Source organism: Cupriavidus sp. C1SS-2L, from assembly GCF_057073735.1.
Genome location: NZ_CP172708.1, coordinates 2893299 through 2919313 on the forward strand (window position 1 = coordinate 2893299; position 26015 = coordinate 2919313).

At 66.3% G+C, this 26015-nt stretch carries 21 protein-coding genes; 11 read left to right on the plus strand and 10 right to left on the minus strand.

Annotated features, from left to right (window positions below; translation table 11 throughout):
• Positions 1 to 4: 4 nt before the first annotated feature.
• Positions 5 to 2053 (minus strand): NAD(+) synthase, encoded by a 2049-nt coding sequence (locus ACIGJG_RS13430; protein WP_140950380.1) that lies wholly within the window; start codon positions 2051 to 2053, stop codon positions 5 to 7.
• 192 nt (positions 2054 to 2245) lie between these two features.
• Between ACIGJG_RS13430 and ACIGJG_RS13435 the strand changes: the two genes are divergently transcribed.
• On the plus strand, positions 2246 to 3493 hold the full coding sequence (locus tag ACIGJG_RS13435; protein ID WP_011298760.1) for a GNAT family N-acetyltransferase: 1248 nt from the start codon (positions 2246 to 2248) through the stop codon (positions 3491 to 3493).
• Positions 3494 to 3500: 7 nt separating this feature from the next.
• Here the strand turns inward: ACIGJG_RS13435 and ACIGJG_RS13440 are convergent, their stop codons facing one another.
• On the minus strand, positions 3501 to 4076 hold the full coding sequence (locus ACIGJG_RS13440; protein WP_140950379.1) for a cytochrome b: 576 nt from the start codon (positions 4074 to 4076) through the stop codon (positions 3501 to 3503).
• 180 nt (positions 4077 to 4256) lie between these two features.
• Positions 4257 to 4784, minus strand: a complete 528-nt coding sequence (gene ppa / locus ACIGJG_RS13445; protein ID WP_011298762.1) for an inorganic diphosphatase — start codon at positions 4782 to 4784, stop codon at positions 4257 to 4259.
• 196 nt (positions 4785 to 4980) lie between these two features.
• On the opposite strand from ppa, the gene ACIGJG_RS13450 reads away from it, so the two are divergent.
• The 5 genes from ACIGJG_RS13450 to ACIGJG_RS13470 all read left to right on the plus strand — a co-directional run bounded on the left by ACIGJG_RS13450 (position 4981) and on the right by ACIGJG_RS13470 (position 9792).
• Complete coding sequence (locus tag ACIGJG_RS13450) at positions 4981 to 6417, plus strand: aldehyde dehydrogenase family protein (protein ID WP_220630957.1); 1437 nt, start codon at positions 4981 to 4983, stop codon at positions 6415 to 6417.
• On the plus strand, positions 6410 to 6652 hold the full coding sequence (locus ACIGJG_RS13455) for a hypothetical protein (protein ID WP_011298764.1): 243 nt from the start codon (positions 6410 to 6412) through the stop codon (positions 6650 to 6652). The genes ACIGJG_RS13450 and ACIGJG_RS13455 overlap by 8 nt, the downstream gene beginning before the upstream one ends.
• A 46-nt stretch (positions 6653 to 6698) precedes the next feature.
• Complete coding sequence (locus tag ACIGJG_RS13460) at positions 6699 to 7457, plus strand: SDR family oxidoreductase (RefSeq protein ID WP_011298765.1); 759 nt, start codon at positions 6699 to 6701, stop codon at positions 7455 to 7457.
• A gap of 96 nt (positions 7458 to 7553) precedes the next feature.
• Complete coding sequence (locus tag ACIGJG_RS13465) at positions 7554 to 8864, plus strand: MFS transporter (RefSeq protein ID WP_011298766.1); 1311 nt, start codon at positions 7554 to 7556, stop codon at positions 8862 to 8864.
• Between the two features lie 217 nt (positions 8865 to 9081).
• Positions 9082 to 9792: a hypothetical protein gene (locus tag ACIGJG_RS13470; RefSeq protein WP_041679688.1), complete on the plus strand. Its 711-nt coding sequence runs from the start codon at positions 9082 to 9084 to the stop codon at positions 9790 to 9792.
• 88 nt (positions 9793 to 9880) lie between these two features.
• Here the strand turns inward: ACIGJG_RS13470 and ACIGJG_RS13475 are convergent, their stop codons facing one another.
• From ACIGJG_RS13475 to ACIGJG_RS13500, 6 genes are all read right to left on the minus strand, one after another.
• Positions 9881 to 15739: a hybrid sensor histidine kinase/response regulator gene (locus tag ACIGJG_RS13475; RefSeq protein ID WP_483672435.1), complete on the minus strand. Its 5859-nt coding sequence runs from the start codon at positions 15737 to 15739 to the stop codon at positions 9881 to 9883.
• A 144-nt stretch (positions 15740 to 15883) separates the two neighbouring features.
• Positions 15884 to 18085, minus strand: a complete 2202-nt coding sequence (locus ACIGJG_RS13480) for a methyl-accepting chemotaxis protein (RefSeq protein ID WP_140950375.1) — start codon at positions 18083 to 18085, stop codon at positions 15884 to 15886.
• A gap of 114 nt (positions 18086 to 18199) precedes the next feature.
• Complete coding sequence (locus ACIGJG_RS13485) at positions 18200 to 18748, minus strand: chemotaxis protein CheW (protein WP_140950374.1); 549 nt, start codon at positions 18746 to 18748, stop codon at positions 18200 to 18202.
• Between the two features lie 51 nt (positions 18749 to 18799).
• The gene (locus ACIGJG_RS13490; RefSeq protein ID WP_011298771.1) at positions 18800 to 19171 is read right to left on the minus strand and encodes a response regulator; all 372 of its coding nucleotides are present in this window, start codon (positions 19169 to 19171) and stop codon (positions 18800 to 18802) included.
• Between the two features lie 22 nt (positions 19172 to 19193).
• Positions 19194 to 19676 carry a response regulator gene (locus tag ACIGJG_RS13495; RefSeq protein ID WP_011298772.1) on the minus strand — a complete coding sequence of 161 codons (483 nt, stop codon included), beginning with the start codon at positions 19674 to 19676 and terminating at the stop codon, positions 19194 to 19196.
• 337 nt (positions 19677 to 20013) lie between these two features.
• Positions 20014 to 20184, minus strand: a complete 171-nt coding sequence (locus ACIGJG_RS13500) for a rubredoxin (RefSeq protein ID WP_011298773.1) — start codon at positions 20182 to 20184, stop codon at positions 20014 to 20016.
• 235 nt (positions 20185 to 20419) lie between these two features.
• Between ACIGJG_RS13500 and hemL the strand changes: the two genes are divergently transcribed.
• The 5 genes from hemL (at position 20420) to ACIGJG_RS13525 (ending at position 24705) form a co-directional block, all read left to right on the plus strand.
• The gene (gene hemL / locus ACIGJG_RS13505; protein WP_483672436.1) at positions 20420 to 21709 is read left to right on the plus strand and encodes a glutamate-1-semialdehyde 2,1-aminomutase; all 1290 of its coding nucleotides are present in this window, start codon (positions 20420 to 20422) and stop codon (positions 21707 to 21709) included.
• 81 nt (positions 21710 to 21790) lie between these two features.
• Entirely contained in the window at positions 21791 to 22417 is a 627-nt protein-coding gene (locus ACIGJG_RS13510; protein ID WP_011298775.1) for a LemA family protein, read from the plus strand.
• Positions 22418 to 22490: 73 nt separating this feature from the next.
• On the plus strand, positions 22491 to 23300 hold the full coding sequence (locus ACIGJG_RS13515) for a TPM domain-containing protein (RefSeq protein ID WP_049796472.1): 810 nt from the start codon (positions 22491 to 22493) through the stop codon (positions 23298 to 23300).
• Between the two features lie 12 nt (positions 23301 to 23312).
• Complete coding sequence (locus tag ACIGJG_RS13520; protein ID WP_011298777.1) at positions 23313 to 23816, plus strand: TPM domain-containing protein; 504 nt, start codon at positions 23313 to 23315, stop codon at positions 23814 to 23816.
• A gap of 271 nt (positions 23817 to 24087) precedes the next feature.
• Complete coding sequence (locus tag ACIGJG_RS13525; protein ID WP_235679760.1) at positions 24088 to 24705, plus strand: methyltransferase family protein; 618 nt, start codon at positions 24088 to 24090, stop codon at positions 24703 to 24705.
• Here ACIGJG_RS13525 and ACIGJG_RS13530 read toward each other — a convergent pair.
• Positions 24699 to 25976: an MFS transporter gene (locus ACIGJG_RS13530; RefSeq protein ID WP_140950372.1), complete on the minus strand. Its 1278-nt coding sequence runs from the start codon at positions 25974 to 25976 to the stop codon at positions 24699 to 24701. The genes ACIGJG_RS13525 and ACIGJG_RS13530 overlap by 7 nt on opposite strands.
• Positions 25977 to 26015: the final 39 nt, after the last annotated feature.

The window sequence follows — 26015 nt, forward strand, 5'->3', positions numbered from 1 at the left end:
TCGCTCAGTCAGGCACCTTCTCCAGATCCTTCAGCCACACCACCGATTCGGAGTCGCTCGGCGCACGCCAGTCGCCCCGTGGCGACAGCGACCCGCCCGAACCCACCTTCGGCGCATTCGGAATGCAGGACCGCTTGAACTGGCTGGTACGGAAGAAGCGATCAAGGAATATCCCCAGATTGCGCTTGATGTCCGGAAGACCGTACTGGTTGCGCACCACATGCGGCCCGTTCGGCCAGATGCCGCGTTCGCGATCGCCCCACGCGTGCAGTGACAGAAACGCGATCTTGGACGGCGCAAAGCCGAACCGCAACGTGTAGTAGAGATTGAAGTCCTGCAGCTCGTACGGGCCGATCGTGCTTTCGGTCTTCTGCTCCGGCCCGTGGTTCGAATCGCCAGGCACCAGTTCCGGGCTGATATCCGTGTCGAGCACATGGATCAGCACCTCCGAGCCGCTGTCGCCGACCTGCCCGGTCTCGGCCACCCAGCGCACCAGGTGCGAGATCAGCGTCTTCGGCACGCTCGCATTCACGTTGTAGTGCGACATATGGTCGCCCACGCCGTAGGTGCACCAGCCCAGCGCGAGTTCGCTGAGGTCGCCCGTGCCGATCACAATGGCGCCGTTGTGATTGGCCAGCCGGAACAGGTGGTTGGTGCGCTCGCCGGCCTGCACGTTCTCGAAGGTCACGTCATAGACCTTCTCGCCGCGCGCATACGGATGGTCCAGGTCCTTCAGCATCGCGAGGCAACTCGGCCGGATATCAATCTCGCGCGCGGTGCAGCCGACCAGCTCCATCAGTTGGCGCGCCTGGCGCAACGTGCGGTCGCTGGTCGCAAAGCCCGGCATGGTGTAGGCCAGGATGTTCGAGCGCGGCAACCCCAGGCGGTCCATCGCCTTCGCGCACACCAGCAGCGCATGTGTGGAATCGAGCCCGCCCGACACGCCGATCACCACCTTGGAAATTTTGCTGGCCGACAGCCGCTGCACCAGCGCCTGCACCTGGATGTTGTAGACCTCGTGGCAGCGCTCGTCGCGCTGGCGTGGATCGGCCGGCACGTACGGGAAGCGCGCCACCTTGCGTTCGAGCGGCAGCGCCTTGTCGCGCGACACCTCGAGCGGGAAGCGGACCACGCGGAATTTGTCGACCTCGGCCTTGTGCCGGCGCACCGAGTGGCCGAACGTCACCTGATGCATGCGTTCTCGGGACAGGCGTTCCACGTCCACATCCGCAAATAACACGTGCGAGGTATCGGCGAAGCGCTCCGACTCGGCCAGCAGCTCGCCGTTCTCGCAAATCAGCGCCTGCCCGTCCCAGGCGAGATCGGTCGACGACTCGCCCTTGCCAGCCGAGGTGTAGAGGTAGGCGGCCAGGCAACGCGCCGATTGCTGTGACACCAGCTGGTGCCGGTAGCCTGACTTGCCGATCACGATGTTTGATGCCGACAGGTTGACCAGCACCGTCGCACCGGCCAGTGCCGCAAACGACGACGGCGGAATCGGCACCCATACGTCTTCGCAGATCTCCGCATGGAAGCGGAAGAACGGAATGTCCTCGATCTCGAACAGCAGCCCGGCGCCGAACGGCACATCCTGGCCGTGCAGGCGGATGGAATCGGTGGCGGCGTTGTCGGCTTCGCTGAACTGGCGCGCCTCGTAGAACTCCCAGTAGTTCGGCAGGTAGGACTTCGGCACCACGCCGAGCACACGGCCTCGGGCCACCACCACGGCGCAGTTGAACAACTGGTGCTCGACCCGCAGCGGCATGCCGACGATCATCGCGGCGGAAAGCTTGCGCGACGCCTCGACAATCGTGCCCAGCGCCGCTTCGCAGGCATCGAGCAGCGCACGCTGATGGAACAGGTCGTCGCACGTATAAGCAGAGAGGCCGAGTTCCGGAAAGGCGACCAGCACGGCGCCCTGCTTTGCGGCCTGCGTGGCCAGTGCGATCGTTTCGGCGGCATTGAAGGCCGGATCGGCCACACGGCAGACCGGCACGCCCACGGCCACGCGCGCAAAGCCGTGGGAATACAGGTTGAAAAACGGATTCTTCATATCGGGCCTTGTTTGCCGGCGTCTGCATCGCACGCGCTTGCAGCCGGCGGCATCGGGGGATTCCTGCGGCCGCTGCTGTGACGGCCATACGTCATTCTACGACGCGGTGCCCGGCATCGTCCGCGGCGGGAGCGGCCACCTACGGTTTCCGGTAGACTCGCCCCGATTGTCGGAAACGGGGAATCAGGCGCAATGCAGTCGGAATCTTGCAACCGGGGCGGTGTGCCCGACACGCTGCAGGGGGCGGAATCGCCAGAAGCTGGCGGCGTGCAGGACTACAGGACGGAGATCGTTTCGGATCTGGCCGAAATCGACGCCGACACCTGGGATGCCCTGGTCGCCAGCGACCCGGACGCCACCCCGTTCCTGCGCCATGCGTTCCTGCATGCGCTCCACGCAAGTGGCAGTGCGTGTGCCGATACTGGCTGGAGCGCGCGCTACCTGACGCTGTGGGCACCGGCCGCCAATGGACAGCGTGAAAGGCTGGCGGGCGCGATGCCGCTGTACGCTAAATCGCACTCGTACGGCGAGTATGTGTTCGACTGGGCCTGGGCCGACGCCTATGCGCGCAACGGTCTGGAGTACTACCCGAAATGGCTGTCGGCGATCCCGTTCACGCCTGTGCGCGGCGCGCGCCTGCTGGCCGAGAACACCGACGCGCGACGCCTGCTGCTGCAGCTTGCGCTGGCACTGGCCGCGGAAAGCGGCCTGTCGTCGCTGCACATCCTGTTCCCCAACGACGCCGAGGCGGACCTGATGGACGAGGCCGGCATGATGATGCGTCACGGCGTGCAGTTTCACTGGACCAATGCGGGGTATGGCAGCTTCGACGATTTCCTGGCCACGCTGTCGCAGAAGAAGCGCAAGAACATCCGCGCCGAGCGGCGCCACGTGGCGGAGGCCGGCATCACGTTCCGCCACCTGCAAGGCGCGCAGATCGATGACGAGGCCTGGCACTTCTTCAATCGCTGCTACCGCCAGACCTACCGAGAACACCACTCCACGCCGTACCTGAACCTGGACTTCTTCCAGCGCATTGGTGCTTCCATGCCGCAGCACCTGCTGCTGGTGATTGCCGAACGCGCGGGTCAGCCGATCGCCAGTTCGCTGGTGGTCTATGACGATACGCCGGGCGTCAGCACGCTGTACGGACGCTACTGGGGCGCGCTGGAGTATCACCCGTGCCTGCACTTCGAGACCGCCTACTACCAGCCGCTCGAATTCTGCATCCGCCACGGCATCGGCACGTTCGAAGGCGGCGCGCAGGGCGAGCACAAGATGGCCCGCGGTTTCCTGCCCGTGCCGACGCGGTCCGCGCACTGGCTCGCGCATCCGGCGTTTGCCGATGCCGTCGAGCGCTTCCTCGTGCGGGAGCGCGAGGGCATCGATGCCTACCTCGATGAACTGAACGAACGGTCGCCGTTCGCCCAGCGCGACTGACGTTCGCTCAGCGCCGCCACATGCGGCGCAAGGTGTTATCGCCGAGCATGTAGTGGTGGAACAGCGCCGCCATGGCGTGCAGGCCGATCACCAGGTAGAACGCGTTGCCCAGCGTTTCATGGATTTCCTCCAGTTGGTCCTTCAAGGCGTCGTCGGGGCCGACCCATGCCGGAATCTGAAGGCCGAGCCCCGGCAGCGTGAGTACGTGGCCACCGGCGTTGAGCGTGAGCAGGCCAAGGATCGGCTGCGCGAAAATGAACAGGTACAGCACCCAGTGCATCGCCTCGCCTGCAAGGTGCATCCATCGCGACCCCGGCTCGGCCGGCGGCGTCCCGCGTACCAGGCGCCACAGCAGGCGCGGCACGGCAAGGACCAGGACCAGCAGGCCGGTCCATTCATGTGCCGCCATGGCCAGCGACCGCGCCGGGCTGCCCTTGCCGGCAAACCCTTTCAGCTCGATCGCCGCGTACGCCGCGGCAATCAGCAGGAATACAGCCCAGTGGAAAAAGATCGCGAGGCCGTCGTAGCGGCGCACGGTTCCGGGAAACTCCGTGGCACCGGACAAGCCCTGAAGGCGGTTCATAGGGACTCCTGTGGTTTGGGGGACTACCGACAGCGTACCCCGACAAGCGGGGCTGCGGCTTGTCGATCGTCACGTTTTCCGCAATAAAAAACCCCGCCGGAGCGGGGTTCGTTCAGCAGCCGTTCAGCATTGCGCGCGAATGACGCATAAACTGCCAGACCGATGTCGACCGTGAGGCAATTACTTCTTGTAGTTCGCCACGCCGTCGGTGATTTCCTTGTGGGCTTCCTCGATGCCGGCCCAGCCTTCGACCTTGACCCACTTGCCGGCTTCCAGTGCCTTGTAGTTCTCAAAGAAGTGCTTGATCTGGTCCAGCGTGTTCTGCGGCACGTCCGACAGGCCCTTCATGAAGGCGGTGGCCGGCGACAGCTTGTCCACCGGCACGGCGACCAGCTTGGCATCCACGCCCGACTCGTCCGTCATCTTCAGCATGCCGAGTGCACGGCAGCGCACGACAGCGCCAGCGAGGATCGGGAACGGGGTGATCACCAGCACATCCACCGGGTCGCCGTCGCCCGACAGCGTTTGAGGAATGAAGCCGTAGTTGGCCGGATAGCGCATGCCGGTGCCGATAAAACGGTCCACGAACAGCAGGCCGGTTTCCTTGTCGGCCTCGTACTTCACCGGATCGCTCTGGGCGGAGATCTCGATGATCACGTTGAAATCGTTGGGAAGGTCCTTGCCCGGGGAGACGAGATTGAAGCTCATGCGATTCTCCAGATGCCTGCGGTGTGTTTATGGATGGGCGGCATTATAGCGGCTCCCCCCTGACCCGAGGCTGACAAAGCCCGTGCCTTGCACGCCGTCCGCGCTGCGCGATAATGGCGCATTCTTCAGCCAACGCTGAATTCCGAGCCACGCCCCCGACTGAACGAAAAGCCCTCGGAGACCCCGGAGACCCTTCATGCATGCCCAGCATTTCGTCGCCAACCGCCTGATCGCACCGGACAACGGCCTGCGCATCAAGGTTTTCGACCCGTCCAATGGCGAACCCTTTGCCGAGATCGCGCGCGGCAACGCCACCGATATCAATGTCGCCGTGCACGCCGCACGGCAAGCCGCCGACGGCGCATGGGGCGCGATGGCCCCGGCCGAGCGCGTGCGGCTGCTCAACCGCGTGGCGCTCACGCTGGTCGCCCACGAAGAAGAGCTGACCGCGCTCGAAGCGCGCGATACCGGCAAGCCGGTGCGCCAGGCCAGGGCCGATGCGCGCGCGGTCGCGCGCTATTTCGAGTTCTACGCTGGCGCGGTTGACAAGCTGCACGGCCAGACCATTCCGTACAACCCCGGCTACACGGTGTTCACGCTGCGCGAGCCGCACGGCGTCACCGGCCACATCATTCCCTGGAACTATCCGCTGCAGATCTTCGGCCGCAGCGTCGGCGCGGCGCTGGCCGCCGGCAATGCCTGCGTGGTCAAGCCAGCGGAAGATGCCTGCCTGTCGCTGCTGCGCGTGGCCGAACTGGCCGCCGAGGCCGGGCTGCCCGAAGGCGCGCTCAATATCGTCACCGGCTACGGCCATGAGGCCGGCGCCGCGCTCGCGCGCCACCCCGGCATCAACCACATCTCGTTCACCGGTTCGCCGCAGACCGGCAAGCTGGTATCACAACTCGCCGCCGAGAATCATGTGCCGGTCACGCTCGAACTCGGCGGCAAGTCGCCACAGATTGTGTTTGCCGACGCCGATGTGGATGCGCTGGTGCCGGTGATCGTCAACGGCATCGTGCAGAACGCCGGCCAGACCTGCTCGGCCGGCAGCCGCGTGCTGGTGGAACGGCCGCTCTACAATGCTCTGCTGGACCGGATCGCATCGGTGTTCGAATCGCTGCGCGTCGGCCCGTCCGAACTGGACCTGGAATGCGGCCCGCTGATCAGCCGCAAGCAGCAGCAACGCGTGTGGGACTTCGTTTCCGATGCGCAGCACGCCGGCATCTCCGTGATGGCGCAGGGGCAGATCGTCGCGGAAGCGCCGGAGTCCGGCTACTACCAGGTGCCGATGCTGTTCCGCGACGTGCCGCCCGCACACCGGCTGGCGCAGGAAGAAGTGTTCGGCCCGCTGCTGGCCGCCATGCCGTTCGATTCCGAAGCGGAAGCCGTGGCGCTCGCCAACGGCACGCCTTACGGCCTCGTCGCGGGGTTGTGGACGCGCGACGGAGGACGGCAGCTACGCCTGGCCCGCAAGCTGCGCGCCGGTCAGGTCTTTATCAACAACTACGGTGCCGGCGGCGGCGTGGAGCTGCCCTTCGGCGGCACCGGCCAATCCGGCTACGGCCGCGAAAAAGGTTTCGAGGCCCTGTACGGCTTTACCACCCTGAAAACCATTGCCATTCAACATGGGTAACATCAATTTCCTGTCGGTCGCCTTCGCCATCTTCTTTTTCTGGATGGCCTGGCATGTGAAGAACAAGCGCGCCACCAATCCGTCCGGCATGCCGCGGCTGCAGGTCTTCAAGCGCAAATGGGGCGATACCGTGGGCGACCGCGTGCACTGGTGCCTGTACGTGGCATTGCCGTTCCTGCTGGCGGTGATGATGGTGGCGAACGCGCTACGGGGACGCGGACCGTTCGCACACTGAACCGGCAGACACCCCGCACAACACGATAACCCAGAGGAGACATGCGATGAGACTGGCAGACAAGGTAGCGGTGGTGACAGGTGGCGGCTCCGGCTTTGGCGAAGGCATCGCGCACACGTTCGCGCGCGAAGGTGCGCGCGTGATGGTGGCCGACTTGCGTGAAGACGCCGCCGAGCGTGTGGCCGCCGCCATCCGCGATGCCGGTGGCCAGGCCCGCGCCGTGTGCACCGATGTCGCGCGCGAAGCGGATACGGAGGCCATGCGCGACGCCACGCTAAGCGCGTTCGGCGACGTGCATATCGTCATCAACAACGCCGGCACCACGCATCGCAACAAGCCGATCCTCGACATCACCGAGGAGGAATTCGATCGGGTCTACGCCGTCAACGTCAAAAGCATCTTCTGGTCAGCGCGCGCGTTCATCCCGCATTTCCGCCAGCGCGGCGGCGGCGTGTTCGTCAATATCGCGTCGACCGCGGGCATCCGGCCGCGTCCGGGACTGGTCTGGTACAACGGCAGCAAGGGCGCCGTCATCACCGCGAGCAAGGCCATGGCGGCAGAGCTCGGCAAGGACAATATCCGCGTCAACTGCGTCAACCCGGTGATTGGCGCGACCGGCCTGCTCGAAGAATTCATGGGCATGCCGGACACGCCGGAAAACCGCGCCAAGTTCCTCGCCACGATCCCGATGGGCCGCATGTCGACGCCGCCGGATGTCGCCAATGCCTGCCTGTACCTGGCCTCCGATGAAGCCGCGTTCATCACCGGCACCTGCATCGAAGTGGACGGCGGCCGCTGCGTCTAGCCAATACCGTTTTTGTGTAGCTGTATCTGCATCACCGAAGCGTCGTAACAACGTCATAGAAGCGTCGTAGAAGCGCAACCATTCTGAGGAGACAGCATGACAACGACTGCAGTGAATCCCGGCGTTGGCGACGCCGCGTTTGAAGACGCCACTTACCGCAAGGTGAGCTGGCGCCTGGTGCCTTTCCTGCTGCTGTGCTACGTGGTGGCCTACCTGGACCGCGTCAACGTGGGCTTTGCCAAGCTGCAGATGCTCAGCGACCTGAAGTTCAGCGAGACCATCTACGGCCTCGGCGCGGGGATCTTCTTCATCGGCTACTTCCTGTTCGAAGTGCCGAGCAACGTGATCCTGCACAAGGTCGGCGCCCGCATCTGGATCGCGCGCATCATGATCACGTGGGGCGTCATTTCGGCGGCGATGATGTTCGTCACCACGCCGACGATGTTCTACGTGCTGCGCTTCCTGCTCGGCATTGCGGAGGCCGGCTTCTTCCCCGGCATCATCCTGTACCTGACCTACTGGTATCCGGCCAACCGGCGCGGGCGCACCACCACGTTCTTCATGACCGCCATCGCGCTGTCGGGCGTGATCGGCGGCCCGCTGTCGGGCTGGGTGATGCAATCGTTCGACGGCCACAACGGCTGGTCCGGCTGGCAGTGGATGTTCCTGCTCGAAGGCATCCCTTCGATCCTGGTCGGCCTGTGGGTGCTGGCCTACCTGGATGATCGTATCGTGCACGCCAAGTGGCTGACCAACGAGGAAAAGGCGCTGCTCGAACGCAATATCGCCCACGAAGACGCCCACAAGGAAGACCCGCCGATCCGCACCGTGCTGTCCAGCCCCCGTGTGTGGCTGATGAGTGCGATCTACTTCTGCTTCGTGATGGGCCTCTACGGCGTGAGCTTCTGGCTGCCGACCATCATCAAGCAGACCGGCGTCAAGAGCGCGCTCGACATCGGCCTGCTGACCGCGATCCCGTATGGCTGCGCGGTGGTCGGCATGGTGCTGTTTGCGTTCAGCGCCGACCGTTCCGGCGAACGCCGCTGGCACATTGCCATTCCCGCCGTGGCGGGCGCGCTCGGCCTGCTGCTTTCGGTGTACTGGCATGACAGCACCGCGCTGGCCATGGTGGCGCTGACGCTGGCGACGATCGGCATCCTGACCACGCTGCCGCTGTTCTGGAGCCTGCCTACCGCCTTCCTGGCCGGTACCGGCGCTGCCGCCGGCATCGCGCTGATCAACTCGCTCGGCAACCTGGCCGGCTTCCTCAGCCCGTATGCGGTCGGCTGGCTCAAGGACCTGACCCATACCACCGATTCCGGCATGTACCTGCTCGCGGCCTGCCTGGTGGTCGGCGCCGCGCTAACGCTGTCGGTGCCGGCACGGCTGGTAAGCAGCAAGACCTGACCTTCGTTCCCCTTGCACGCCGCAAACTGCCGCGGCGTGCACCTGCCGGGTGGCCTGCGCGCCGCCCGCATCCTGCAACACGCCCTCCTCCGACACGCATGTAGGAGCCTGACGGGCAGTGTGCTCCGGTACCCCTCCGTAGCATGGAATGGAGACCCGCCACGTCCCTCCGGGATTGTGGCGGCCCTGTTTCCCTTCTTTCGTCAAGGAGGCCAAGATGAAGCAACTGTCTTCACGAACGGCCCGCCCCGTCGAGGTGTCCGGTGCGCGGGAACGGCACGCGCGCGCACTTCGCGTGGCGCTTCTGACGGGCGCAGGTGCATTGGCATTGCTGGCTTTCGTACCGGCGGCGAGCCAGGCACAGGCTCCCCCTGCACCGGCGGATGCCGCAACCGCGCCCATGGCGCCAACGCCGGGCACAACGGGCGCACCTGGCACGCCTGGTACACCGCCGCTGCCGGTCCCCTCGGCCGTACCGCCGGCCGCGGGACCTGCGCCCTCGACCGCGCCAATCAATACGGCTCCCGCGGCACCATCGCCCCCGCTGGCCTCACCTACGCCTCCCTCCCCGCCATTGACGACGCCGCCGCCCCCGCCGCCGCGCGACGCCATGGTGCCGCGCAAGGCCGGCTCAGTGACCTATATCTGCGGCGGCGTTGCCGACGACGAGCAGCGCGCACTGTCCGCGCAGGCCCGCAACTACAACATGGGGCTGCTGTTCACGCAGGGCGCGCGCGGGGAATACCTGTCCGACGTCAACGTGAAACTGATTCGGAACGGGCGTGAAGTGGCCAACTTCGTCGCCGACGGGCCGAAGTGCCTGCTGCGCGCGCCGGAAGGCAGCTACAGCGTACGTGCGACGTATGAAGGCCGGACCAAGACGCAGGTGGTCAGCACGGGCACGCGGAATGCGCAGATGCGTTGGTAATCCGCTGTCAGCGCGCTAACCATCCGCAAAGAAGAGAGGGCCACCATGACGGCGGCCCTCTCTGCTTTCTGCACGTTCGCAAACGGCTTCAAGGTTCCGGCTGGTCCCCCAGCATCTGCGCAACCGAACCTGCAACCCTGGCAGCCCGCGCACCAATCAGCCGCTGCAGCGTGCTGAGCAGTTCATCCTCGTTGTAGGGCTTGCCGAGGTAGACGTCCACGCCGATTTCCTGCGCATAGCGGCGGTGCTTTTCCGCCGTGCGCGAGGTAATCATCACGAGCGGCATATGCGCCGTGCGGCTGTCGGCCCGCACGTTGCGCGTGAGGTCGAAGCCGTCCATGTGCGGCATTTCGATGTCCACAAGCATGGCGTCCGGCATCACATCCTGCAACTGCTTGAGCGCGTCGACACCGTCGCGGGCGAGCAGCACCTCATAGCCGGCACGCGTGAGCAGTCGGTGCGCGGCCTTGCGCACGGTCAGCGAATCGTCCACGACCATGACAGTGGGCTGCATCACCAGACCATGCACCGGCGTGGTCGCGCCACTGCCGTCCAGTTCTGCCACGGCGCCGAGCGGCTGCGCAGTTTCAGGCGGCACCATGGCCGGCGCCGCTTCGCCGCGCACGCGCTCGAAGCGCTGCGCGAGCACCACGGGGTTGTAGATCAGCACGATCTCGCCGTCGCCCATCGTGGTCGCGCCTGCAATGCCCTCCAGGCGCGCGAGGTGCGGGCCGATGTGCTTGACCACCACTTCGCGGTTGCCCACCACTTCGTCCACGTGCACCGCCACGCGTTCGGAGCCGCTGCGCACGATGACCACCGGCGAATACTTGCGGCCGGACGGGCTCGCGGCGCTTTCCTCGAGCAAGCCACCGAAGTAGTAGAACGGCACGACATGGCCCGCCACGGCGATCTGCCCCTGGTTGTAGGCGTCGAGCAGGGCCTGCGTACGAAGCTGCTGGACCTGGTCGATCATGCCGCTCGGCATGGCATATATGCGACCGCCGAGCATCACGACCAGCACCTGCGTGATAGCCGTGGTCAGCGGCAGATGCACCGTGAACGTGGTGCCGCGGCCAGCCGTGGTGGACAGCGTGATCCGGCCGCCGAGCGCCACGGTTTCGGCGCGCACCACGTCCATGCCCACGCCGCGGCCGGCGAGTTCCGAGACTGCATCGGCCGTCGAAAAGCCCGGCGCAAAGATCATCTCGGTCAGGCGGGCCTCGCTCGCGTCATCGTCCTGCGCAAGCAGGCTGCGCTCCACGGCCCGCGCGCGAATGCGTGCAAGGTCCAGCCCTGCGCCGTCATCGACGAAATGCAGCACGACCTCGTTGCCTTCCTGCTGCACTTCCAGCGTCAGCGAACCGGCTGCCGGCTTGCCTGCCGCGCGGCGGGCGTCCGACTTTTCGATGCCATGCACCACGGCATTGCGGATCAGGTGCTCGATCGGGCCGGCCATGCGATCCAGCACCGACCGGTCGATTTCCACGGTGCCGCCCTGGATCAGCAGGCGGACTTCCTTGCCGCTCTCGGCAGCGGCCTGGCGCGCCACGCGGTAGAGGCGTTCGGCCAACGCGTCGAACTGCACCATGCGCGCCTGCATCAGCCCGCGTTGCAGACCACGCGTAAGGCGCGCCTGCGCCGCCAGGTCGCCGGCGGTGCGGTCGAAGCCGCGGTGCAGGTTTTGCTCCACGGTTGCCACGTCGTTGACCGATTCGGCCATCATCCGCGTCAGTTCCTGGAAGCGCGTGAAGCGGTCGAACTCGAGCGGATCGAAATCCTGCTTTTGCTGGGCATCGGCAATGCGCGAGGCCATCTGCGATTCGGCCTGGATTTCGATCTCGCGCAACTGGCCGCGCAGACGCGCGACGTTGTCGTTCAGTTCGCCGAGGTACGCGCGCATGGAATCCAGTTCGCTTTCCAGGCGTGCGCGCGTGGCGCCGACTTCGCCAGCCTCGTTGATCAGCGTATCGAGCGCACGCGCCTGCACGCGCACCAGCGCACGCTGGCGCTCAGTAGCATCCGAAGGCTGTACCGCAGCGCCCGCAGGGGCCCCGACAGCCGGCACCGGCAGCGCCGTGCCAGCGCTCTCAGGCTTCGGCGGAGCAACGCTCGCCATCACCGGCGTCGCCGGCTGCTCGGACTGGCCGATCCCGTTGATGAGATCGGCATCGTCCGGCACCAGCAGGCGCCCGGCTTGCAGCGCCTCCACGTGCATCAGGATGCGGTCATACCACGCATACAGGCGCCCGAACAGCTGCGGGCCAACGCGTTGCGCGCGCAGGCTGGCGTCGAGCAGCGTTTCCATCTCGTGCGCGGCCTGGCCCAGCGCCATCGCGCCGGCCATGCGCGCACTGCCCTTGAGCGTATGCAGCGCACGCAGTACCAGGCCACCTTGCCGGGCGTCTTCGGGCGCGGCTTCCCATGTGCGCACCAGCCGGCCAAGTTCCGGCAGGCTGCCGTGCGCTTCTTCCAGGAAGATCTCGACCAGGGCCGCATCGAGTTCGGCGGCATCCGACTGCACCACCGCCTGTGGCAGCGGCCGCGCGGGCGTCGGCGTCGGCAGCGGGATCACCATGGCGTCATGCTTGATTGATGCCGGTGCAGGTTCCGGCGGCGCGATCTCGGGCGCTGCGGGCGCAGCTTCCACGGTCGGCTCGGGCGCAGGCTGATCCGGCGCCACTGCAGCGGGCGGCACCTGGCCGAACAGGCTCGCCACCGAAGCATCGGGCTCGGCAGGCGCCTGCGGCGCAGGCACCAGCACGCGCGGGCGCAGCAGCGCACGCTCGCCGAATTCGGACAGGCTGCGGTGCAGGCCCGCATCGGCTTCCGGCCAGATGCCCGCGGCGAACTGGTGCAGCATGCCGCGCAGCCGCTCGACCGACTGCTCCAGCAGGCGGAAATCGCCCGGGTGCATGGCGACGGGATGAGAGCCAAGCTGCAGCAGCAGGTGTTCAAGCGCCTCGGCAATCTCGCGCACGGGCTCCAGACCGACGGTCGACGCACTACCCTGCAGCGTGTGCGCGACGCGCAGGGCCAGCTCGCTCGGGCACGGATGGTTCTCGTGGCGCCACTCGGAGATGTCGGTAGCGAACTGGCGCAGCAGGTCGTCGGCCTCCTGCAGGTAGACGTTGTAGAGCGGCAGTCCGATCCGGATCGGCCCGATCACCTTGAAGTTGTCGTCCGCGTCCGACAGCGCGCCGGACAGGCGGAAAGGAATGACGTTGCCGTCGTCCGTCGCATGGGGTTGCGTGAGTGGGTCCGTGTCGGGCGGCCCGGCAATCTGGACATCCGGCATCGGCGCATCGTCGGGGACGGCATGGCGCGGCTCCGTCACGGCTGCGGTAGCGTCCGCTTCAGGTTGGGGATCCCGCACCGCCTCCGCTGCCGCTACCAGCGGCGCAATGTCATGCGCGGCGCCGGCATCGCGATGCAGCAGTGCCACCCACGCGGACAACTCCGCATGCGCGCGGCGCAGCAGGTTCAGCAAGGCCGGCACGGGCGCGCGCGCCTCGGCGAGCCACAGGTTCATCACCTGCTCCACGGCCCACGCGGCATCGCCATAGCGATGCAGGCCGACCATGCGGCTCGAACCCTTGAGCGTATGGAATGCGCGGCGAATCCGGCTGAGCGTGTCAGTATCGCCAAGCGCCTCCAGCCCCGAGCCGAGATCACCCGCGATGCCGCCGAGCACTTCGTCGGCCTCGTTCAGGAATATCTCGAACAGCTCGGCATCCAGCGCGGCACTGTCGTCGGCTGCAGGCGCGGCTTCCGGCGCCTGTGCGGCAACCGGCATCGGCTCGGCCAATGCAGCAATCAGCCGTTCGCCGGACGTGTCGCTGCCCGCAAGCCACGCGTTGAGTTGCGTGCTCGCTTCCGCGGCCTGGCGACGCAATACGGCGTTATCGTCGATCGCGGCCTGGTCTGCCAGGGTCTGCAGCGCAGCGCGCAGCCGCTGGACCGCCGGCGTATCGGCCGTGGCTTCCGTGCGAATCGCTTCCCTGGCCGCGGCACGCGCTACCGCGAGCGGGTCGCTGTTCGCGGAATGCTCCTGACGCAAGGCGGCGCCATCATCGAGATCGATATCTTCGGCATCGTGGCGATTGCGGCCGAGTTCCAGCGCATCGATAAACGCGTGCACCGAACCCAGCGTGGTGGCAATTGCTGCCAGGCATTCGCCGCGCGCGACCTCGCCATCATCGGGGCCGAGCGTAGCGGCTTGCCGCACGGCCTCCTGCACGGCTTCGCTGGCGTGCTGGGCATCGTCGCTGAGCGTGTCGGGCAATGCATCGGTGTGCTGCAGTGCGTCCAGCGTGATCCGCAGCGCCTCGAATGCCTGCACGGCCTCGGCAAGGCTGGCGCCGGCGTCGGGCCGCGCCGCATTGCGGTCGTACGTATCGAGCCACGATTCGCCGCCGTCAAGCTGGGAGCGCAATTGCGCGACGGCCTGCACCCGCGCTGCCTGCGCGCGCGCTTCATCGGCCATGCGCGCAAGCCATGCGGGCGCGGCGGCGGCCGGGTCGACGAGGCATTGCGCGAGTTCCTCGCAGCGCGTGGCAAACACCGCTGCGGCAGCGTTGGGACTCATGCCATGCACGCGCCACGGCAACGCCAGCGCGCGCGTCAGGAACAGCGCGATGCCGCTCGCACCGAGCGCCTCGTTGCGATCATGCGCCGCGCCGGCCTTCAATGCCGCCTGCGACAGGCAAAGCTGCAACGCGGGCTGCGCGAGCGGTTGCGCGGCCTCGGCCAGCGCCGCGAGCGCGATTTCCCAGCCAGCCGTATCGCCTTCCGCGGCCCGCTCAAGACCTGCGGCGGCCTGTTGAAGGTTTCGGGTATCGATCGGATCGAGCCAGCCGTAGTAGCGCAGATGGTAGTCGGCGCCCCGCGTGGCATGCGCACGGTCGAGGCGGAATGCCTGCAGCGTGCGCGCGATATCGGCACGCAGCAACTGGACGGCAGCATCCTCTGCGCCGTGCGGCGGCTGTCCCCCGTCATCCTGTGTCGTACAAACGAGCAGGAAGACGGCGTCGTTGAGCAGCGACTGCGGCACGCGGACCTGGCCCTGCTGGTACTGGCGCAGCAGCAGGTGCGCGCGGCCGGCAAAGCGCTTGGCCAGCAGGTCGGACAGCAGCAGCCCGTGGGCAAATGCTCGGAACGCCAGCGACAGCACATGCCAGACGCCACGGTCCGGGTGGTCGGTCACGCGGCGTGCCTCCTGCTCGCTGGCGCGGACGTCGTCCAGCGCTTCCTGCAGCGGCAGGTAGGCTTCGCGCAAGCGCGCGGATTCTGTGCACGGCACCGGCAGGCGCAGTGCCTTGAGCAGCGCCGCCTCGTAGCGCTGGCGCGCACGCGTCACGGCCGATGCATTGCGCGTCGGCAGCAAAATGCCAGGCAGCATCTGCAGTTCATCGAGCCAGAGGTCGGCCGGATGCACACGCTCGTCGCCGAGCAGTTCCAGGATCTCGGCATACGGGCGGAACAGCCGCAACGGGTCCTGTTCATCGCCCGCCATCAGGTCATCGACGTATTCGGCCAAGGCCTGTACGCCCGCGCGAAACACGGCGAGCGTTCCAGCGTTGGCGACTACGCCGCCGCCATCAAGGCCTTCGATCAGGCGGCGCAGCGCCTGGCAGTATGGATCGACGCCGCGCAGGCCTACGATATGCACCGCTCCGGCGGCCTGGTGCAGTTGCTGCCCGGCCAGGCGCAGCGACGTGGTATCGCGCGCGCCCAGTGCCTCGGGCGCCTGCTGGACTTCATCGACGTAGTGGGACAGCTCGGTCGCGGCGTCATCGAGCGCCGCGCGCAGGCTCGGCACCACCCATGCCAGCACGGACAGGTCGCGCGAGGCCGATGCGGCCGGCAGGGCCAATGCGTCCGGTTCGGGCGCATCCGTCATCGGCAACTCGGCGGGGTCACGCGAAAAGGGAGAATTCAAAGACATCACGGCTTCCATTGCGGCCTTTGCGCGCGGGTCGGGGCTGTCCCGACGCGGCGGGCGCCAGGATCGTCATTCGCACCGGGGCTGCCTTGCAGCCGGCATGCGCGATACCGGCATGCTGGCGGGAAACCCCGTGCCTGTTCATTGTCAGGCGATCTTGAACCGCGACACGGAGTTGCGCAGCTCTTCGGTGAGCTGCGTCAGATCGCGCACCGAATTCGCCGTCTGGCGCGTACCGGCGGTGGTCTGCTCGGTCGCCTGCAGAATGCGCTCGATGTGGCGGGCCACGCCGCCAGCGAGATCCGCTTCGTGCGAAGTGGAGCGCGAGATCTGTTCGATCAGTTCGGCAAGCTGGCGCGACACGCGGCCGATTTCCTGCAGTGCGGCGCCGGCATTGTCCGACAGGCGCGCCCCTTCGACCACACCCTGCGTGCTGCGCTCCATCGCGTGCACGGCATCCTGCGTGTCGGTCTGGATGGTGCGGATCAGCGCGCCAATCTGCTTGGTTGCTTCCCCCGAGCGCTCCGCCAGGCGCTGCACTTCTTCGGCCACCACCGTGAAGCCGCGGCCGGCCTCACCAGCCGATGCGGCCTGGATGGCGGCGTTGAGTGCCAGCACGTTGGTCTGCTCGGTAATGTCCGAGATCAGCTCGACGATTTCGCCGATCTCCTGCGACGACTCGCCCAGCCGCTTGATGCGCTTGGACGTTTCCTGGATCTGCTCGCGGATGTCGTTCATGCCCGCGATCGCGTTCTGCACCGCCTGCTGCCCTTGCTCCGCAGCCGTCAGCGAGGCGCGCGCCACGTTGGCAGACTCCGCCGCACCGCGCGACACCTGCGTGATGCGATCCGCCATGTCCACCACGGACTCACCGGTCTGGCGGATCTGGCGCGACTGCTCTTCGGTCGTCGTGGCAAGCTGGTTGGACGTGGCCTGCACCTGTCCCGACGCCAGCGTCACTTCCCCTGCCGTCTGCTGCACGCGGCCCACCAGTTCGCGCAGTTCTTCCACCGTATAGTTCACCGAGTCGGCAATGGCGCCGGTGATGTCCTCGGTCACGGTCGCCTGGCGTGTCAGGTCACCGTCGGCGATGTCCTGCAGTTCGTTCATCAGCTGCAGAATGGCCTTTTGCGTGGTGTCGTTGTTGCGTTTTTCTTCCAGGCGGCGTGCTTCGGCTTCACGTTCGCGCGCTTCGGCTTCGACCGCGCGCAGGCGCGAATCGCGCAGGTACAGCGAGGCCAGGCCGGCCAGGCAGAGCAGCGTGGCCAGCGCTGAAACCAGCATCGCGCCCAGCGTCACCGGACGGAAGCGCGCGCCTTCGGAGTAAGACTTCTGCAGCGCCGACAGCTCGCCGCGCAGGCTTTCGTTGTCGTTGAAGATCTGCTGCTGCGCGCGCTTGGCGGCAATCAGGCCGGGCAGGTTCTGCAGGATCGTCTGGGTGGTCTTCTGCACCGCGTCGAAGCGCTGCGACAGCTGCTGCAGGTACCCGCGCGTCTCGGCATCGGTGGCGGCATTCAGCCGCAGCGCCTCGCTGCCGTTGAGCAGACCGTCCAGCGTCTCGCGGAAGGTGTTGGTGTCCTTGCCGAGCAGGAACGCGGTTTCGGGGTTCACGCCTTCGCCGGACAGGAACTCATTCAGGTTCTTGCCCAAGCGCTGCGTCAGCATCACAAGCTGGGCGGATGCGGCCACCTCACGCGCATTGGAGCCTGATTGCAGCTTGAGCGCCGCCACCTGTTCGGCGGCTTCGAGCAGTTCGGGGTTGGATGCGTTGAAAACCTGCAGCGTCTGGCCGATCGTCGTCAGCACCGCCTGCTGCGCGAGCACGTCGGCGGCGCTCTTCTCGCTGCGCTTCCACGAGCTGATCGCGGTTTCGAGCAGCGGCTGTGCCTCGCCCGTCGTGGCGCGCACGTGCCTGTCATCGCTGCCGGCCTGCAGCGCCTGCAAGTCAGCGGCCAGCGCTTCCTTGGACTGGCGCAGCTGCGTGAAGGCCTGCATATTGCCCAGCAGCGCCACTGGCGCGGCCTTGCCCAGGCGCTGCGAGTGCATCAGCATGTCGCCCGAGATTTCGATCTGCGCCGCGGCATTGTTGGCGATGCGGTTATCCATATACACCGAGCCGAGCAGCGCGACCAGCGACACCACCACGCCGATGGTCAGCGCACGCTGCTGCGAGGAGAACGGCATGCGCGACAGCAATGCCGACACGGCCTCCAGCGGAGTTCTGCCCAGCCCGTCCGCACGCGGTGCGGTACTCGCCGATGGTGCCGCGCCGGCGCGGTCTCCCACCAGGCCGGCGGCCGCGTCGGCTGCCGGCTTCCGGCGTCCCAGGCTGATTTTCTTGAACCCCATAGCACCCTCTGTCCGTTGAATCGTTATCTGGGGCAGCCTCGACACGGGCCGCCGCGCTATTTGTTCTGTTGCCACGGGCACCGCGACCAACGGCGCCGGAAAATTACTGCGGGCTTATGCCGCCATGCGCCCTGCCTGCAGAAATGCCGGTGTGTCAAGCAAGGCGCGCACGTCCAGCACCTGCCACGCGCGGCCGTCGCCGTCATCCAGCCGCCTGCCTTCCCATGCCTCTGCCGCCCCGGCTGGTTGTGCCGGCTCGCGCAGGTCCGCCGCATGGCGCAAGCCAACCACGCGCGTCGCCAGGATGCCGCACGCGCGCTCGACCTGGCGCGACAGCACGACGATCTTGCTGCCCGGCTGCAGTGGCGTCGGCGCGTCGCCGCAGAACAATCCGAAATCAATCACGCCAAGCAGGCTGCCGCGCGCATTGACCAGGCCCGCGTACCACGGCTGCGTCAGCGGCACGCGGCTCGGGTGGCGCATGTCGAGCACCTCGCCGGTCTGCGCAAGCGGCAACAGCCAGCCGCGCTGGCCTACCTGGAGAGCGAGGTAGCTGTCGGCGGCAGGCACGTTGCGGGCCTCGCGCAGGCGCCTGGCGAGCATGGCCTGGTAGTCCTGCAGCCGAGTCTGGCGGGTGCGGAGGTCTTGGCGTGGCGCGTTCATGTGGCGTCCCCGGCGGTGCTGGCGAAAACTGGTGCGTCAGTGTTGCGGCTGTCAGTGAGACAGCGCAGCGATCTTGGTCAGCAATTCCTTGCTGTCGACTGGCTTGACGATATAGTCCGACGCACCCTGGCGCATGCCCCAGATGCGGTCCGTGTCCAGGCCCTTGCTGGTGCACATGATCACGGGGATGTCCTTGAAGCGATCGTCGCGCTTGATGGCGCGCGTGGCCTGGTAGCCGTTCTGGCCAGGCATGACCACATCCATCAGGATCAGGTCGAAGGCCTCGGCCTCGAGGCGCGCGAAGGCCTGGTCGCTGTTGCCCGCGACCGAGACCTTGAAGCCCTGCTTGCCGAGCAGGTCGGACATGAACAGCGCTTCCGTCGGCGAGTCATCGACGATGAGGATCTTGTTGATGGTTGTCATGAGTCAGTTCCTTGAATCCGGGTCATGCCGGCAGCGCGTTGCCGCTCGCATGGCCGGGCAGGCAGGCCTGCACGGCCTGCAGCAGGGCGTCACGCGTGAACGGCTTGGCCAGGTGGTCCTGCGCGCCCACGAGCCGTCCGCGCGAACGGTCGAACACGCCATCGCGCGACGACAGCATGATCACGGGAATGGCGTGGAAACGCGGACTTTTCTTGATCAGCGAGCAGGTCTGATAGCCGTCGAGACGCGGCATCAGGATGTCGCAGAAGATGAGGTCGGGATGCATGTCGCCGACCTTGGCGAGCGCTTCGAAACCGTCCTCCGCAAGCACGACCTGATAGCCCGCCTGCGACAGGAAGATCTCCGCCGTACGGCGGATGGTGCTGGAATCATCGATCACCAGCACTCTGCGCGACGATGCCGGCGCGCACGCCGGCCCCTGGTCCGGCTGCGCGCTGGCGCCGGCATTGACCCGATGGTTTTCTAGTGGTTGAGCGACCCGCATGTTGTTCCCGCGACCAGCGTCTCCATGCGGAGCACCGGCAATCTCTTGAGAACACCCGCGCGAAACGGCTTGGCCTGACCTGGCCAGCCGCCCCGACGGAACCCCGATTTCATCTTCCCTACAAAAGACCGGCAAGTTCACCGGCCAGAGGCGGTGCGTGGAACCCGCACCTGCCATTCCGCCCTGCGCCACCCCCGGATGGCGGGATGGACGGATCTGAATTGTGTCAGAGTGTGACAAGCCGCCCGATGCCCGTCAATCCGGAGCGTCCGGCACGGTCAGGCGAATTGTCGCGCCGGCGCGACGCATATCGACACGCAGCCGGCGAGAAGCAGCGTCAGATCGCCACCATCTCGAAATCTTCCTTGCGGGCGCCGCATTCCGGACAGGTCCAGTTGATGGGCACGTCTTCCCATTTGGTGCCGGGGGCAATGCCGTCTTCCGGCGCGCCGGTGGCTTCGTCGTAGATCCAGCCGCAGATCAGGCACATCCAAGTCTTGTATTCCATAACAGGCTCTGGCGCTCTCCATTAAAATTCAGCGCAGATGGTACCGAATCGGCGCCGACGGCGCCAGCCGCTTAAGCCAGAATCGTGCCAAATCCGCCGTGTTCGCGCACGTTAGCGTACAAATACCGGACAAAAGCCGCGCTATTCCACCGATTTGCACCGCTTTGCCCACGCTTTGGACGCCAGTTCGCGCCCGCTTGAACGCGTTTCCCCCGAGTTTTCCACCAGGCAGACCATGTCCCGTAACCAGCAGCTCTTCGACCGTGCCCAGCAAACCATTCCCGGCGGCGTCAACTCGCCCGTGCGGGCCTTCCGCTCGGTGGGCGGCACGCCGCGCTTCATCACGCGTGCCGAGGGCGCCTATATGTGGGATGCGGATGGCCAGCGCTATATCGACTACATCGGCTCCTGGGGCCCGATGATCGTCGGCCACGCGCATCCCGACGTCGTCCGCGCCGTGCAGGAGACCGCCGCGCACAGCTTCTCGTTCGGCGCCCCGACCGAGGCCGAGATCGACATGGCCGAGGAAATCTGCAAGCTGGTGCCGTCGATCGAACAGGTGCGCCTGGTGTCGTCGGGCACCGAGGCAACCATGAGCGCGCTGCGCCTGGCGCGCGGGTTCACCGGCCGCGACCTGATCATCAAGTTCGAAGGCTGCTACCACGGCCATGCCGACAGCCTGCTGGTCAAGGCCGGCTCGGGCCTGCTGACCTTTGCCGACACCACGCAGAACGCACCGTCGTCGGCCGGCGTGCCCGCGGACGTGACGCGCCACACCATGGTGCTCGAGTACAACAACGTCGCGCAGCTCGAAGAAGCGTTTGGCCAGCACCGCGGCGAGATTGCGGCCGTGATCGTGGAAGTGGTGGCCGGCAACATGAACCTCGTGCGCGCGAGCGACGCGTTCCTGAAGGCCATGCGTGAACTGTGCACGCGCGACGGCGCCGTGCTGATCTTCGACGAAGTCATGACCGGGTTCCGCGTGGCGCTGGGCGGCGCGCAGTCCCACTACGGCATCACGCCGGACATGACGTGCCTGGGCAAGGTCATCGGTGGCGGCATGCCGGCAGCGGCGTTTGGCGGCCGGCGCGACATCATGGCCAAGCTCGCGCCGCTGGGTGGCGTGTACCAGGCGGGCACGCTGTCGGGCAATCCGCTGGCCGTGGCGGCCGGTCTGACCACACTGCGGCTGATCCAGGCACCGGGCTTCTACGACAAACTGACCGCGCAAACCCGCAAGCTGGCCGATGGCCTGAGCGAAGCGGCCCGTGCGGCCGGCGTGCCGTTCGCGGCCGATGCCATTGGCGGCATGTTCGGCATCTACTTCCGCGACGGCGTGCCAGGCAGCTTTGCCGAGGTGACGAAGAGCGACACCGCGCGCTTCAACCGCTTCTTCCACGCCATGCTCGACAACGGCGTGTACCTGGCGCCCTCGGCATTCGAGGCCGGCTTTGTCTCGGCCTGCCATGACGACGCCATCCTGCAGGCCACGCTGGACGCCGCACGCAAGGCCTTCGCGGCCTGACGGGAGCCAAAGCAGGGACCGCGGCTGTCAGCAACGCGCCGTGCGCTACACTTGAGATTCGCCTCAAACCGGGAGCCCACGATGCGCGCCTCACTGCCCCTGTCCTCCACCCCGATCCGCTCCGCCGGCTGGCTCCGCTGGCTGTTGCTGGCCTGCATGGCCAGCCTGCTGTCGGCCTGCGGCTACAACGACTTCCAGTCCAAGGACGAGGCGGTCAAGGCAGCCTGGGGCGAGGTCGTCAACCAGTACCAGCGGCGCGCCGACCTGATCCCGAACCTCGTCAACACCGTCAAGGGCTACGCCACGCACGAGCGCGAGACGCTCGAGGCCGTGACCAAGGCACGCGCCGCCGCCACCAGCATCCAGGTATCGCCCGAGACGCTGAACGACCCGGAAGCGTTCAAGCGCTTCCAGCAGGCGCAGGGCGAGCTGTCCGGCGCGCTGTCGCGCCTGCTGGCGGTGTCGGAGAACTACCCGCAACTCAAGGCAGATGCCTCGTTCCGCGACCTGCAATCGCAGCTCGAAGGCACGGAGAACCGCATCACGGTGGCACGCCAGCGCTACATTGCCGCGGTGCGCGACTACAACGTGCTCGCACGCAGCTTCCCGACCAACCTGACGGCCATGGTCTTCAAGTACCAGGTCAAGCCTTCGTTCGCGGTGGAAAACGAGAAGGCAATCTCCACGCCGCCGACCGTGAAGTTCTGACAGCAGGACACATATCGTGGGCACACCGACCGCCCTGCCCGCTTTCCGATGCTGGCGCCGCTGGCTGGCCGCCATGCTGTGGCTTGCCAGCGTGGTGGCGATGCCGGCGCTGGCGGCCAACGACGGCTTCGTTCCCGTTCCGCCGCTGACCCAGCGCGTCACGGACCTGACCAACACGCTTTCCGCCACCCAGCGCACCGCGCTGGAAAACGTGCTGGCCGAATACGAGCAGCAGCGCGGCAGCCAGATCTTCGTGCTGATGCTGCCGACCACCGAGCCCGAAACCATCGACGCCTACAGCATCCGCGTGGCTGACGCATGGCGCGCCGGCCGCAAGGGCATCGACGACGGCGTGATCGTGCTGATCGCCAAGGACAATCCACCCGGCCTGCGCAAAATGCGGCTTGAGGTCGGGCGCGGCGTGCAGGGGTCGCTGACCGATGCCATGTCCAAGCGCATCCTGCAGGATGTGATGGCGCCTCACTTCCGCCAAAACGATTTCTACGGTGGGCTGGCGGCCGGCATTTCCGCGATCCAGGCCACCATCGACAAGGAAGGCCTGGCCGGGCCGCAGCCGCGCAAGCAGGAGTCATCGTTCTGGTCGGACTGGCTGCCGGTACTGTTTCCGCTGGCCATCATCCTGTTCTTCTTCCTGACCGCCGCCACGCGCCGCCGCGGCCCGCAGATCGTCACCACGCCGCGCGGCCGCGACGTCATTGCAGGAGGCCTGGGCGGACTTGGCGGCTACGGCATGGGCAGCGACTGGGGGCGCCGGGGCGGCGGATTTGGTGGCGGCGGGGACTTCGGTGGCGGCTCGGGCGGCGGATTTAGCGGCGGAGGCGGTGGCGGCTTCGACGGAGGCGGTGCCTCCGGCAACTGGTAAGGAGACCCGGCCATGCCATCGCTGCGACGTGCGCTGCGCCACCTCGGTACGACAACCGGCACCGCCCGACGCTATTTCCCGGCGGAGGCGCAACAGCAGCTTCACGATGCGGTCCATGACGGAGAAGCTCGCCACCTCGGTGAAATCCGCGTGGTCATCGAATCCAGCCTGCCGCTCGGCCACGCCTGGCGTGGCACCACGCCGCGGGAGCGCGCGCGGGCCCTGTTCGGCGCGCTGGAGGTTTGGAATACCGAGGAGCATACCGGGGTGCTCCTGTATATCAATCTGGCTGACCATGCAGTGGAACTGCTGGCAGACCGGGGCATCGATGCACGCGTGGGGGCGAAAACCTGGCGGGTTGTCTGCGATGAACTGGCGCAGGGGCTGGCCAAGGATCTTTCGGTGCGCCCTGTGCTCGTCGCAGTGGCCAGCATTCATGATCTGCTGGCAGCGCATTTCCCATCCAATGGTGGCCGCAATCCGAACGAACTGGACGACCGGCCGTTGGTTCTCTAGACCGGGCTCTGGCCTCGCGCCCCGGTTTCACTTCGCCTCACCAGGCTTGGAAACCTGCGTCGATATCAGGCGCTGACGAATCATCCGTGTAGCGCCACAACCGTTCACGCACGAAACATCCCTTTACCCGATATTGCGGCGAGCCAGCCACGACTAAGCTGACTGCACAACGACATTGCAGTCAGAAAAGGCGAAGCCTCAATTTCGCCGGAACGGGGTAAATATGTCAGAAAGCCTGGTGCACCACGGGCAAGCGAACGCCGCGCCCAAGATGGACTTGCGTGAACTGCTGTTGGAGTTGACGCTAAGATCCACCACCGCCGCACTGCTTGCCGGCTTCGTATATGGAGCAATCCAGCGATGGCTGGATACCCCCTCGCGAATCACCCTTTTGCTACTCGTGGTGGCGAGTTGCCTGACGCTAGGCCTGACCTTGTTTGCCCGTGTCCCCAAGAAGCGCGACTGGAATCCGGTCACAGTGCTCTGCTCACTGGGCGGCACGTATTATTTCCTTGCCATCGACCTGGCGCCTGGCGCGCACTTCGCGCCCGAGATCGTCGGTGCGGGCCTGCAGATCGCCGGGATTGCCTGGCAGATCTACGCAAAGCTCTCGCTGCGGTTCTCGTTCGGCATCCTGCCGGCGAATCGCGGAATCGTGTCGAGCGGTGCCTACCGCTTCATGCGTCACCCGATCTATCTGAGCTATCTCATTGCCGACATCGGCTTTCTGCTGACGAACTTCGGACTGCAGAACCTGCTGGTCTATGCAGGGCTTTATACGCTTCAGGTCATGCGTATCAGGCGCGAAGAAGCACTATTGTCCGACGACCCGGAATATTGCCGGTATCGCGAGAAAGTACGGTTTCGCGTGTTGCCGGGAGTCTACTGAACCCTGCGCGGATCGGTCGGGCCGCCGCGCCCGATCGCATACCACACTGCCGCAAGGGCCTGCAGCGTTACCAAGCCAGCCCATGCCGACAGGTGGGCAGTAGCGGGATAGCGGCCGCCCGTGGCCGGCCACAGGTCCAATACCTGGCCAATCCCGACCTGGCAGAGGAACGTGGCCAGAAACACCGTAAGTGTCATGGCTGTCGTCGCGCGGCCGATCAGGGCATCCGGGAAACTGCGCGCCAGAACGGCATAGGTCAGGATGCCGCTCGAGCCGAACACGCCATAGGCCGCCCACAGCAGCACTGGCGACAGCGGCACCTGGGCCATGATCAATATCTGGACCACGATGAAGCCCGTCATGCCAGCGCCGGCAAAGGCCTTCAGGCTTACGCCGAGCCGCTCCAGATGACGTGCCGCCCAGCCCGACCCTACGCACCCGGCCATCATCGCCAGACCAATGACTGATACCAGTCGCGCGCTCTGGTCAGGCGCAAATCCGGACACATCACGCATGAAGGCACCCACCCACAACGTTTGCACCGCCAGGAATACGCCCTGGTTAAGCAAGGTCAGCGGCACCACGCGCCAGAAGCGCTCGCTGCCAAGAATTTGACGCGTGCCACGCAACTGCTCCGCCAGGCTTTCACGCCGCGGGCTGGCCTTGTCCGGCACGCCGAACCAAAGCAAGGCGGCCATGGCCAGCGATACGAAGGCCAGCCCAGTGCTGACGGATCTCCAGTCCGTCCAGGACAGCAGCCACGCCAGCGGCGAACCGACAGCCACCGCCCCCAGCCCGCCAATCGCCATGACGAGGCCGTTGAGCAAAGGCATACGCGACAGCGGGAACCACATCGACAGCGCCTGGATGGCCGCGCCAAGGCAAACCGAAACACCGATCCCGATCAGCAGCCGCGCCGCAGCCAATCCGGCCATGCCGGGGGCCACCGCAAACAACATGGATCCGGCCACTGCTGCCAAAAGCATCGCAGCTTCGGTCTTGCGGGGCCCATACCGATCCAGCAGGATGCCGGCCGGCAGTTGCGCCGCGGCGAACCCGAGGAAGTAGAAGCTGGTGAGCAGACCGAGGTCACCAGCGCTCAGTCCCAGCTCACGAATCAAGTGCGGCGCGAAGCCCAGATTGACACCGCGGAATACGTAGGAAACCAGAAAGCCAAGCGAAAAAACCGCCAGAACCCGCCAGCGGGCGTCTGTAACAGGTCCGTGTTCCGGGCGGGCCATGGAAGATCGGGTAGCAGCAGAGGTCGTCATGCCGCCATTGTCCTCACCAGCATGGTGCAACGCCAACGA